Genomic DNA, 11,491 nt, shown 5'->3' with positions numbered 1-11,491 from the left:
GATGCGCGAAATCACGGCTTAGATGCAAGCCAGAGCCTCTGTTACATCCATATTTCCCGGAATCTCGCTCAGAAACGGCTTCGGCATCTCCGTCTAGGGAAAGCACTGAGGAGGCGCTGAGCCCCTTGCCACAAGGCTTTCGGCTCCCGATACGGGTTCATGTCCGCTCGGCACTTTTTCGTGTCCGAAAACGACCTCGCCTAGCGATTTGCTGCTACATACTATCGTTTCAACTCTCTCCGTGTTCGGAGCAGAGCTGGACCCGCGCAGATGCCCCGTCATATTGCGCGCTAAAAAGCAAAAAGGTTTGGAGACATACATGCGAATTTCACGACTGGTTGCCGCCGGCGCCGCTGCGACGCTCTTCGCGACCACGCTCACAGTTCCATTGGTTGCTCAGGCTGCAGGAAAGTACAAAGTATTCCTCAGTATGAGCTACTCGGGCAACGACTGGCAGACAGAAGCGCAGAACATGGTCGAGGCCATGGCCAAAGCATACAGCGACAAGGTCGACCTCAAGACGCAGATTTCTGGCACCGATGTTCAGCGGCAAATTCAACAGATCAATGCGATGGTCCAGGCCGGCGCGAACGCGATCATCGTCTATCCGATTTCGCCTACCGCACTTAACCCGGCTATCCGAAACGCTTGCGCCAAACATGTCGTCGTATTTGCGTACGATTCCAAGGTCACGGAGCCGTGCGCGTACAACGTTTTCACGGACCAAAAGAAGCTGGCGACCGACAGCGCCGAGTGGGTCGCCGCGAAGATGAATCACAAGGGAAATCTCATCTTCATCACCGGCGTGCCAGGTACGACGGTTGACACCGAGCGCAATGATGCAGCGCATGAGGTCTTCAAGAAGTACCCAGCAATCAAGATCGTTGGCGAGCCCAACGGAATGTGGTCGGCGGCGGTCGCCCGAAAGGCTCTTACCGAGACGCTGTCAACCCGTAAATGGGCCGATGTCGATGGCGTGTGGGGAGGAGCGGCCTGCTACGTCTCGTGGTCGATGCAGCGGGAATCCGGCGTTCCCGCTGGCAAGCTGGTGCCGTGCGGTTCCGAAGGCACGAACGGAATGCGTGTGGCGATGCTGAAGCCGGATACGCAGATGGCGGGCAAAGGCAACTATGCCCCGTTGGGCGCTCCTGGCATTTCAATTGAAAGTCACCCGGCTGCTGGCGCGCTTGCTCTGAAGCTCGCGCTGAAGGTGCTCGCGGGGCAGGCTGTCGCCAAGACCACCGTCATGCCGCTCGCTGTAGTCACGCCCGACACCGTGAAGCTCTGCAAGACCGGTTCCTGGTCGGAGATGAGGGACGGTTGCAACACGTTCGATCCGAAATTGGTGGCACCGGGGTGGTTCGCGAATATATACAGTCCCGAAACGCCGGAGATCGGGTTGGCTGCTGCGCTCAAGCGTGAGCCGGAACCGAAATGAACTTGCATACGTGCCCGGCCCAAAAGTCGGGCACACAGTTTCCCAGCAGGCCAGACTAAAAGATGAAAGACACTCCAGCAATTGAGCTCGAAGGCGTGACGAAAAAGTTCGGCGCAACGGTCGCTCTCAGTGGCGTGAGTCTGCGGATACAGCGTTCCGCGGTACATGCAATCCTGGGCGAAAATGGTGCTGGCAAGTCCACGCTCATCAAGGTCCTGAGCGGTATAACGCAACCCAATGCCGGTGCTATCAAGGTGATGGGAAGAGAAGTGTCGCTTTCCCGGCCGCACCATGCAAAGACGGCCGGCATCGCAACGGCGTTTCAGGAGCTTTCGCAGGTGCCGCACCTGAGTGTCGCGCAAAACATGCTCATGCCGAATGAACCGACGCGCTTTGGCCTTCGCCTGCGAAGAGTGTGCCGCCGGAAATCCCGTGAAATTCTCCAACATTTCGAACTCGGCGACATCGATCCCAACGCTATTGTCGGCGAGCTCGATCTGAGCGTGCGGCAGAAGCTGGAGATTGCTTATGCAATCTCCCAGGAGCCAAAGGTACTGCTGCTTGACGAACCGACCTCGGCGCTTACAAGCGACGATGTGGTGTGGCTGGGGCGGAGGATCGAGGAGTGTCGGAAGTTGGGTATCACGATCGTGCTGATTACACATCGCATGCCCGAAGTGCGCGAGTTCTGCTCAAGCTTGTCGATATTGCGTAATGGCGAGTGTGTCGGCACATACACGACCGACGAGATTCCAGACGAAGAAGTCTTTCGTCTCATTATGGGTCGGACGCTGGGCTCTGTCTTCCCTACACGGCGCCCTCTTCCCGACCGCTCTGCGCAACCCCGCCTGAAAGTCGAGCATCTTGGTTCAGGCAGTCGTCTTCACGACGTTTCGTTTGGTATTCGTCCCGGTGAGTGCCTTGGTGTCGTCGCGCTGCAGGGCATGGGCCAACTGGAGCTATTCAAGTCTTTGTTCGGCCTGGCTCCGAAAACCGGGGGGCACGTGACGATCGACGGAAGACACGTGAACATTAGAACCCCGCAGGACGCCATCGATGCTCGTGTGGGTCTCAGTCTGGTTCCTGAGGAGCGCAAGACTGAAGGCCTCGCGCTTAATCTTTCCGGTCGTGAAAACATTTCTCTGCCAACCATCTCGCAATTCTCTCGATGGGGTCGAATAGACCGCGTTGCCGAAGATGTAGCTGTAGCGAATGCTCTCAAGCGTGTAAGTGGGAATTTGCGCGGCCTGGTCGAACCTGCCTCCGCTTTCAGCGGAGGCAATCAACAGAAATTCGTCCTTGCAAAATGGTTGCTCGCAGAAAGCCGAGTACTACTTCTCTTCGATCCAACTCGCGGCGTCGATGTCGGCGCGAAGTTCGAGATCTATCAGGTCATACACGACTACCTCTCTTCGGGAGGCGCAGTGCTGTTGCATTCGACCGAGATTCCGGAAGTAGCTAATCTCTGCGACCGGATTCTCGTGATGTACGCCGGGCGAGTTGTTGCGGAGATGGATGGTCGAACCGCCTCGGAATACGAAATTACCACCGCAATGCTTGGGGGATGGTCGTTATCCGGACTCCAAGATATGAGGGAGCATGCCTGATGTCTACCATTGCAAACCGGCCGTATGGCTCACGCTCGCGCAAATTCCACATCCGACAGCACCGGGGCTTGCTGGTTGCGATCGCAGTTCTGGCGGTCGTCTTTGGCGCGCTCGACATCAGCCTTTCACAACCATTCGGATACAGCGATCTGGCGACGACTGCGTCAAGTACCGCCAGCCTCGCGCTAGCGGCCATCGGTGAAACGATCGTCATTATCGGCGGCGGGCTGGATCTGTCCGCCGGGGCAGTGCTGTCGCTGAGCAACTGTCTCTTTATTGCGAATGTGGGAAACACCACGAGTTCGCTGACCCTGTGGGCAGTTATTGCGATCGCCGCGGGCGCGGGCGTGGGCGCGCTCAATGGCTTCTTCATTGCATACGTTCGACTCCAGCCGGTAGTCGTCACACTGGCAACAATGTTCATCACACAGGGCGTCACGCTGCTAATCATGAAGCAGCCAGGCGGGGCTGTTTCCCAGGACTTCACAGCGTTTCTCGCCGGGGACGCGCTCGGTGGACGGATACCAATGCCGCTCGTTGTGGTCGTGCTCGGACTGGCAGTGTGGCTCGTGCTGAAACAAAGCCGTTTCGGTACCGCTCTGTACGCGGTGGGTAGCGACGAATCGGCGGCACACTTGAAATCTCTTCCGACGCGTGCAACACGGTTTTGGCTTTACGTGATCGCAGGTAGCTTCTGCGGCGCGGCGGGGGTCTTCTTTTCTGCTCAGACAGGTGGCGGGGACCCGCTTGCTGGTGCTGGCATGTTGCTGCCCATTTTCGTCGCCGTGGTATTGGGAGGCACGCCGTTGGGCGGCGGACGGGGCGGCTGCGTCGGCACCGTTGCGGGGGCCTTTTCAGTAACCCTGATCGCAAATATGTTGCTGGTGTTGAACGTTTCGACCTACTACAGCACGATCGTTGAAGGTTTCATCTTGCTTTTCGCGGTTTTGGGTTCATCCAACCCCGGCGATATCCTCGCGAGGCTGGCCATTCGTGGTGCATTTCGTCGTCGGCAGATCGTGCTACGGACTCCGATGAATGCGCAGCAAGCGCTGCCCAAACCATCGGTCAAGGAGCGCTTGCGGTACAGCGCACCAACATTGCGGCTCGTGCTGCCCCCATTCATTGGCTTGCTCTTCCTCGTCTGCCTGACGCTGGCGCTCAACTCGGAAATTGCATTGGGCAGCTATTTTAGCTCGATGCTCGTGCTTGCGTCATTCCTCGCGGTATTGGCGCTTGGGCAGGGCGCCGTCGTTCTTAGCGGGGGACTCGACCTCTCGGTGCCATTCACCATCACGCTTGCCGGTGTTGTGCTTACGGGTGTGACGAATGGATCGAATATGGCGGCGGTCTGGGCCATTCCGGCCGTGTTGCTGATGGGCGCCGTCATTGGCGCATTGAACGGAATTGGTATCTCGTACCTCAGGATTCCGCCGTTGATCATGACGCTGGCAGCGAACGGCATCCTGCAAGGTGTCGCCCTTGTCTACACCGACGGGGCGCCCACCGGTTTCGCGCCTTCCTTCGTGAGATGGGTCATGACTGGACGGCTGTTGGGAGTTACGCCGGTGATCTTCGCGCTGGTTGCGTTCGTGGTAATCGCGGTTTTCCTGGTTCATTCAACGGTTTTCGGTCGCCGCCTTTTCGCCGTCGGAAGTAATCCTGTCTCCGCGGAATTCGCAGGTGTACCTGTAAAGGGCGTATTAGTCGCAACCTATATGCTCAGCGGACTCTGCAGCGCACTGGTCGGCGTGATGCTCAGCGGTTTTACCGGTCAGGCGTTTAACGATATGGGCGATCCGTACCTGCTTACATCGATTGCAGTCGTTGTCGTGGGCGGCACGTTGATGACCGGCGGTCGAGGGCACTACGCCGGAATGTTAGGAGGTGCCCTGATGCTCACGGCGCTGGCCACGCTGCTTTCGGGCTCGACCCTGCCCGCCGCGGCACGCAGCATCGTATACGGGATCGTAGTGCTGATCGCAGTAATAGCTATGCGCGAAAAGCGATCCTACTGACAGACGGCGACCCTTCGAAAATCGACAAAGCGTCCTGTCTTGGGACGTTCGCCGGATAACGCAACTTGCGGGCAGTCGCTGTCGCGAAGAAAAAATAAATATCCAATTTCAATTGCAGTAAATTCTATATCTCGATATTTAATATGGAGTCCGTATCGAAAAATATTAAATTACCAAACCAGAATGACTTTCTAATCATTAAAAATCAACCAAATTTGGAGACTTTATGAAAGCGAAACTATCCATCATTTTCCTTTCCATGCTGGCGACGACCAGCTCTTTCGCGGAAGGTGGCGTAACGCTGTACGGCCTTATCGATGAAGGTATCGGCTTCACGAACAACGCCGGCGGTCGCCAGGCGTGGCAGATGCAAAGCGGATGGGTTGCTGGTGACCGTTGGGGTTTGAAAGGTTCCGAAGGCCTGGGCGGGGGCTACGATGCCGTCTTTACGCTCGAGAACGGCTTCGACCTAAATTCGGGGTCGCTCGGCCAGTCGGGCCGTATGTTCGGCCGCCAGGCGTTCGTCGGCATCCGAAGCAATGAGTTCGGCACGTTTACCGCTGGCCGCCAATATGACTCCGTGGTGGACTACCTAGGTCCGCTCACCGCGAACGGTGGCTTCGCGGGTTGGCCATTTTCGCATCCGTACGACAACGATAATACCGATAACTCATTTAGATTTAATAACGCGATCAAATACACCAGTGGAAACTATGGCGGCTTTAGCTTTGGCGGCGCATATGCGTTCAGCAACCAGGCGGGTGGTTTCTCGAACAATCGCTCTTACAGTGTGGGCGTACGATACATCGGTGGTCCGCTATCAGCCGCTTTTGCGTACCTCCAGGCCAACAATCCGGGCCGTAATGCCAGCGGCGCATTATCGACGGATGACACAAATTTCATTGCAGGTCGACAACGCATCTGGGGCGGGGCCATCACGTATACCTGGCAGTCCGCAACGTTCGGGGTCAACTACACTCACTCCGAACTGGACAATCCGACGGGTTCGGCCTATCTCGGGACGCTTCCCGCTGGAGTGAGTTCGCTGAAGTTCGATAACTTTGAAATCAACGGACGCTATCAATTTTCACCGACGTTGTTCGCGCTCGCGATGTATACATTCACGGATGCTCGCTTTAATGCAAGCACAGGAACTTCGAAGCCGAAGTGGCACCAAGGCGGACTGATGGTCGACTATTTTCTGTCGAAGCGGACGGATTTCTACGCCCAGGCCGTCTACCAACACGCAACGGGCAGTACAGGTACCCTGCTTGACAACGCCTACATTACAGGGGCAGCCGGGATCTCGTCCGATCGTTCTCAAGTGCTTGCACGCGTCGGTATCAAGCACGCATTCTGAGGTACTGTGCTGGGTCTAGCGGAAGAGCGCGCTGCTCGAGAATATGCGTCTTGCGATAGTGGCTAATCGCTTCCGCGGAGCCTCGGACGCCATGCCCGGCGCGACACTGAAGCAAGGACGGCTTCGAGGATATGTTGCTGATCCACGGAGCTGTCCCCTCTGTGGAGGGGACAGCTCAGAACAAACTGAACGATCTCGCGTCGTGCGAGATCCGATGGTCTGCGCAGTGGCAGCACGCGTTCGAAGGCCGCGAGAAGCCGCCGTAGACCATCGCTCTCCCGCCACCGTGGTATCTCGAACGGCGCATACCGACTAATCATCTGGGTATCGGTTTGAAGCGCAAGCACCGCGTCGCGGATGGCGTAGGGACGCGATTTTCTGATGCTTGGCGAGCAGCGCGAATTGCAGGGCGGTGGCGGGCATGGTGGATACTGACCGTCGACAGGTACTCGGTGCAGTGTAGTGCGGACAATCATCGATATTTTTTTGACGCCTTGCAGGTCAAGATTCGTGACGAAGGCGCGGTCCGCAACAAGGCGATTTATCTGGCGCCGCTCACAGGCCAGGCTGCCGGCCGTGCGGGGCGCTAGCTAGCGCGCCAAGTTGGTTTCCTGTTTATCGGCTTGCACTGTGATTACTTGATCAACTGCATCCCTGCGACCTTGGCAGCCCCGACATCAAAGGTAGCTGTGTACTCGCAATCGGCTGCATGGCCGGAACGCTCGATCAGGCAGTCTGCAAAATCCGCCTTTGAAGATGCCGCGTGCACGCGAAGTGCCTTTCGCACGGTGTCCGCACCTTCAACGGCCAGTTCCTTGGTGCCGATCATCGAGTCGATGATGTCCTTCATCTGCTCGCGCTCGACGCCATAGCATCGCCCGAGTACCCACACAACTTCGACCAAGGCGACCTGCGAAACGTATCCCGGCCGCTCGGCCGACAGGGACTCCATCAGCGCCGTCGCCTTCCTCGACTGTACGGCGTCGTCCTGGGCGAAGTAGCGGACCAGCACGTTCGTATCCAATCCGATCATCTCGCGGATGCTCCTTGGTCCGAGATGGCCCGATTCATTTCCTCGATCGACACCGGTCGCGCGGGCTTTTTCACGATGCCCTTAAGCGACGTAAGCGAGCGCGTGGCCGGGTAGATTTCATACCGGCCCGTTGCCTCGTTGAAGCTGAATTCGATCCGGTCTCCGGACTCCAGGCCAAGCTGATTGCGGACGTCCACCGGAATGGTGACCTGACCCTTTGAAGTGATAGTTGCTGCTGTCATTGCGACACCTCCATTATTCCTTACTTTAAGGTAAGGCAAATGGAAAAGCAAGGGCAAGCCGCAGGCGTCCAATCGCCAACGATACCCCTGACGTGGCGACACGTCACCAGCCGAGATCAATCGCGGCGATAGCCTCGCGCCGGTCGCGGTCGGACACGTCCAGATACGGCGAAACGTGATCGAGGTGAGCGTGGCCCAAGAGAATCTGCACCGTTTCGAGCGGGTGTCCGCTCGCCAGCAGTCGGCTGGCGAATGTCCGTCTGCCAGTGTGGCTGCTGTAACCGGCTCCCAGCCCTGCAAGCACGGTGCAGACTGGTCACATAGCTCTGAAGACTATCGGCGGCCAGATTGTCGACCGATTTGCCATCGAAGTTGACGCGTCGCTTGACACGGAGTTCGAACGCGCCACCTTTTTGTATGGTAAGCGTCTAGCCAACGCCGTATTGACACTACCGTTTCGATATAGGCATATTCTGCGCACCGCTGAGACGGCGACACGCTACGTTTCCCGAGGGTCCAAGAAGGCCGTTACAGCATTGCGTGATCGAAGAACCCGCTTGTCTGCCCCGTAGTCGTCAAACAGTTTCTGGTGACCGATGTACGAGCTCGGTCCCTGACGGCTGCGATACGTCGAGGCCCAATCCAACAACGCTGCGAACGAAGCCGCGTCTCCTCCGCGACGTATACCGCGTTGGCGAATGTTCTCAACGCATTCCACTTCGTCGAGACACAGCCAGATCAGTGCGGTAGATTCGGTGCGGATCTCATTAACGAGAGAGCCGTATATTCCTTCAATCACCCAGCGGTCAGCTTTCGCGGCATCGCGCAGCAGCTGTAAGGCCTCGTTGCGCTCGCGGGCAACGTTGTACCCGCCTGGAAGCCAATGAATCGAATCCAAATCTATACAGGGTGATCCCATGCGATTCGCAATTCGTTCGGCAAGCCAGCTTTTTCCCGAACCCGAATTCCCCACTATCAGCGTTCTAAGCAAATTCATACGGAGACCCATCTTGTGGAGCGTAGTGGCTGCTCTCGGCATATGCGCGCGGCCAATATCGTAGCGTACCTTGTTGGCGATGGACGCGGGATGCTATCGGATGGGCTCGACGCGAGCAGTAGGCGACAGTGACGGCGCCACGTTCCATGGCAGCAGTTCGTCGATGCGGTTGGCCGGATGGTCGGCGATGCGGTCGAGCACGTAGGCGAGGTACGCCTCGGGATCGATGCCGTTCAAGCGCGCCGTGCCGATCAGGCTATACCTCGCAGCCGCGCGTTCGCCGCCCGTGTCGGCGCCGGCGGACAAGTAATTGCGCCTCCCGATTGCGACGCCACGCAGCGCTCGTTCAGCGATCAGGTTGTCGATCTCTGCGTGCCCGTCGCTGCAGTAGTAGATCAGCGACGGCCAGCGGTTCAGCGCATACTGGATCGCCTTGGTCGTGTCCGACTTCGCGGAGAGCGTGGTAAGTGTCGCGTCGAACCACCGCTTCATGTCGTCGAGTAGCGGCACCGCTCGCGCCTGGCGCATGCGGTGCCGTTCGTCGGGTGGCTTGCCGCGGATCTGCTCTTCGATCTCGTAGAGCGAGCCGATCCGACGCAGCGCTTCCTCCGTCACCGTGTTGGGACGTACCCCATGTAGGTCGTGTATCTTCCGGCACGCGTGTGCCATACAGGCGGCTTCCTGGATTGTGCCGCCGCGATACAGCTCGGCGTAGCCGGCGAACGCGTCGGCCTGCAGCACGCCAACGAACTCGGCGAGATGCTGCTGCGGATGCTCACCACGTCGGTCGGGCGTGTAGGCAAACCACACCGCCGCCGGCTCTTCGCAGGCGCTGGGCCGGTCATCTCGCACATAAACCCACAGACGTCCTGTCTTCGTGCGGCCGTTACCGGGCGCCAGTACCGGCAGCGGCGTATCGTCCGCGTGAACCTTGCCGCCAGCCAGCGCATAGCGGCGTACCGCATCGACCAGCGGCGCAAGCAAGCTCACGATGCTGCCCATCCAGTAGCCCATTGCGCCGGGAATGATCTCGACGCCGTCGCGCGCATACATGACTGCCTGGCGGTGCAGCGGGATGTGGTAAGCGAACTTCGACACGGCAATGTGCGCGAGCAGCGCCGGGCCCGGGATGCCACGGTCGATCGGGCGGCTCGGTGCCGCTGCCAGCACGATGCGATCGCAGCACGCGCAGGCCAGCTTCGGACGACGGTGACGGATCACGCGGAAGTGCGCCCGCACGTACTCGAGCTGTTCCGCGACGTCTTCGCCCAGCGGCTTGAGCAGCCCACCGCAATCCGGACAGCCGTCACTGGCGGGCAGATGGACGCGCTCTTCGCGTTCGAGGTGGTCCGGCAGCGGCTTGCGACCGACACTTTCACGCTGCGCACGTGGTGCCGCAGGAGCGGCGGCCATATCGGCGGCGCCTTCGTCGGCCTGCAGGTCTTCCAGCCGCAATTCGAGCTGCTCGATCTGGCGATCCAGCTTCTCCGACTTCCGGCCGAACTGCATGCGGCGCAGCTTGGCGATGGTCAGCTTCAGATGTTCGATCTCGAGCGTGCGCGACGAGAGCTGCTGGCGCAGCTCGGCGACCATTGCCTTCAGGGCATCAATGTCGTCTGGCAGTGTGGTCGAGGTCGATTCCATGGGCGCAGTTTACGACTGCCCGCGCTCGCCACATCACGGGTTAACAATGGTTTACAAGGCGCTGCGTGGACGTGCGGCTTCGACCGGTTGCCGCCAATCGAAGCCCTCGAGTAAGAGCGACAGTTGGGCGGTTGTCAGCGCGACCACACCGGAGTCGGCACGTGGCCACGCGAATCGTCCTTTCTCAAGGCGTTTCGCCAATAAGCATAGCCCGCCATCGCTCCAATACAAACACTTCAGCAAGTCACCTCTGAGGCTAGCCCAATTTCCATCCCGGTCTTAGTTGGAAAATTCCGGCTCTTCGGGGCGGGCCAAATCGGCCCGATCGGTGCACTGGCGGGCGAATTCCGCCGGTGTCATCCACTGCAGCGCAGAGTGAGGACGCGCCTCGTTATAGTACTCGCGCCAGACTTCGATTTTGCGTCTGGCATCTTCCAGCGACAAGAACCAATGTGCGTTGAGGCATTCCTCCCGAAAGCGTCCGTTGAATGATTCATTCTTCGCGTTGTCGGTCGGCTTGCCAGGACGCGAGAAGTCAATCTCCACGCCGTTCTCGTACGCCCATTTGTCGAGCGTCTTCGAAATGAACTCGCTGCCATTGTCTGCCTTGATATAGCGGGGAAGCGGACGATGCTGCGCAAGCCGGGTCAGCGCGGCGACAACGTGTTCGCCACGCAATGAGCCGTCGACTTCAATCGCCAAGCATTCCCGCGTGTAGTTGTCCACGATCGTGAGCGTGCGCAAGCGGCGACCATCAAACAGCGCATCGGCGACGAAGTCCATACTCCAGATTTCGTTGATTGCGCTCACTGACTGCTTTGGCTGCCTGCGCCGAGCCGACTTGTTCCGCCGAGGTCGTTTGTGGCGCAACGAAAGCCCGAGTTCCCGATACACGCGTTCGACTCGTTTATGGTTGTCTCGCCAGCCTTCCCGGCGAAGCATCACGTATACGCGGGGTGCGCCGTAATGCACCCGCACTTCCGTGATCTCCTTGATGCGCATCTCCAGCGCGCTTTGATCCCGCGCGACCGACTCGTAACGGTAGACCGTGCGGGACAGTTGCAACAACGCGCAGGTCTGCCGCTGGCTTGCGCCGAAACGCTGCATCAAGTCCGTGACAAGCTCACGGCGCCGAGAAGGCTTCAGAGCTTT

11 protein-coding genes and 1 pseudogene are annotated in these 11,491 nt (G+C 58.7%); 4 read left to right on the top strand and 8 right to left on the bottom strand.

The genetic code is table 11. From position 1 onward, the window contains the following. Positions 1-319: 319 nt before the first annotated feature. The 4 genes from DIE08_RS30860 (at position 320) to DIE08_RS30845 (ending at position 6,423) form a co-directional block, all read left to right on the top strand. A complete protein-coding gene (locus DIE08_RS30860; protein ID WP_124905391.1) occupies positions 320-1,438 on the top strand; it encodes a sugar ABC transporter substrate-binding protein in 1,119 nt (372 codons plus the stop codon). A 62-nt stretch (positions 1,439-1,500) separates the two neighbouring features. After that, a complete protein-coding gene (locus DIE08_RS30855; RefSeq protein ID WP_124905389.1) occupies positions 1,501-3,045 on the top strand; it encodes a sugar ABC transporter ATP-binding protein in 1,545 nt (514 codons plus the stop codon). Continuing rightward, positions 3,045-5,063: an ABC transporter permease gene (locus DIE08_RS30850; protein WP_124905387.1), complete on the top strand. Its 2,019-nt coding sequence runs from the start codon at positions 3,045-3,047 to the stop codon at positions 5,061-5,063. Before DIE08_RS30855 ends, DIE08_RS30850 begins: the two co-directional genes overlap by 1 nt. Positions 5,064-5,289: 226 nt before the next feature. After that, positions 5,290-6,423, top strand: coding sequence for a porin (locus tag DIE08_RS30845; protein WP_124905385.1), 1,134 nt, complete (start codon positions 5,290-5,292; stop codon positions 6,421-6,423). A 173-nt stretch (positions 6,424-6,596) separates the two neighbouring features. Here DIE08_RS30845 and DIE08_RS36595 read toward each other — a convergent pair. From DIE08_RS36595 to DIE08_RS30805, 8 genes and pseudogenes are all read right to left on the bottom strand, one after another. Then, positions 6,597-6,779 (bottom strand): annotated as a pseudogene (locus DIE08_RS36595) (transposase); the annotation flags it as partial. Positions 6,780-7,057: 278 nt separating this feature from the next. Continuing rightward, a complete protein-coding gene (locus tag DIE08_RS30835) occupies positions 7,058-7,456 on the bottom strand; it encodes a PIN domain-containing protein (RefSeq protein WP_124905383.1) in 399 nt (132 codons plus the stop codon). Then, positions 7,453-7,698, bottom strand: a complete 246-nt coding sequence (locus tag DIE08_RS30830; RefSeq protein ID WP_124905381.1) for an AbrB/MazE/SpoVT family DNA-binding domain-containing protein — start codon at positions 7,696-7,698, stop codon at positions 7,453-7,455. The genes DIE08_RS30835 and DIE08_RS30830 overlap by 4 nt, the downstream gene beginning before the upstream one ends. 103 nt (positions 7,699-7,801) lie before the next feature. Further along, the gene (locus DIE08_RS36410; RefSeq protein ID WP_260436595.1) at positions 7,802-8,002 is read right to left on the bottom strand and encodes a tyrosine-type recombinase/integrase; all 201 of its coding nucleotides are present in this window, start codon (positions 8,000-8,002) and stop codon (positions 7,802-7,804) included. 195 nt (positions 8,003-8,197) lie between these two features. Then, the gene (locus DIE08_RS30820) at positions 8,198-8,695 is read right to left on the bottom strand and encodes an adenylate kinase (RefSeq protein WP_260436594.1); all 498 of its coding nucleotides are present in this window, start codon (positions 8,693-8,695) and stop codon (positions 8,198-8,200) included. Positions 8,696-8,788: 93 nt separating this feature from the next. Further along, a complete protein-coding gene (tnpC, locus tag DIE08_RS30815; RefSeq protein ID WP_124905377.1) occupies positions 8,789-10,339 on the bottom strand; it encodes an IS66 family transposase in 1,551 nt (516 codons plus the stop codon). A 51-nt stretch (positions 10,340-10,390) separates the two neighbouring features. Beyond that, positions 10,391-10,540 carry an IS66 family insertion sequence element accessory protein TnpB gene (gene tnpB, locus DIE08_RS36765; protein ID WP_409360421.1) on the bottom strand — a complete coding sequence of 50 codons (150 nt, stop codon included), beginning with the start codon at positions 10,538-10,540 and terminating at the stop codon, positions 10,391-10,393. 78 nt (positions 10,541-10,618) lie between these two features. Then, the coding region (locus DIE08_RS30805; RefSeq protein WP_124905373.1) for an IS3-like element ISBcen15 family transposase at positions 10,619-11,491 on the bottom strand (873 nt) is incomplete at its 5' end.

The sequence above is a fragment of the Burkholderia sp. Bp9004 genome (assembly GCF_003858025.1).
Taxonomy (GTDB): domain Bacteria; phylum Pseudomonadota; class Gammaproteobacteria; order Burkholderiales; family Burkholderiaceae; genus Burkholderia; species Burkholderia diffusa.
Note: the sequence above shows the minus strand (reverse complement) of the source record. Positions and strands in the feature narration are given on the sequence as shown.

Excerpts from the sequence above, each read along its gene's own strand:
- tnpC (WP_124905377.1), bottom strand. The coding sequence starts at position 10,339 with ATGGAATCGACCTCGACCACACTGCCAGACGACATTGATGCCCTGAAG.
- DIE08_RS30850 (WP_124905387.1), top strand. The coding sequence starts at position 3,045 with ATGTCTACCATTGCAAACCGGCCGTATGGCTCACGCTCGCGCAAATTC.
- DIE08_RS30835 (WP_124905383.1), bottom strand. The coding sequence starts at position 7,456 with ATGATCGGATTGGATACGAACGTGCTGGTCCGCTACTTCGCCCAGGAC.
- DIE08_RS30855 (WP_124905389.1), top strand. The coding sequence starts at position 1,501 with ATGAAAGACACTCCAGCAATTGAGCTCGAAGGCGTGACGAAAAAGTTC.
- DIE08_RS30860 (WP_124905391.1), top strand. The coding sequence starts at position 320 with ATGCGAATTTCACGACTGGTTGCCGCCGGCGCCGCTGCGACGCTCTTC.
- DIE08_RS30820 (WP_260436594.1), bottom strand. The coding sequence starts at position 8,695 with ATGAATTTGCTTAGAACGCTGATAGTGGGGAATTCGGGTTCGGGAAAA.
- DIE08_RS30830 (WP_124905381.1), bottom strand. The coding sequence starts at position 7,698 with ATGACAGCAGCAACTATCACTTCAAAGGGTCAGGTCACCATTCCGGTG.
- DIE08_RS30845 (WP_124905385.1), top strand. The coding sequence starts at position 5,290 with ATGAAAGCGAAACTATCCATCATTTTCCTTTCCATGCTGGCGACGACC.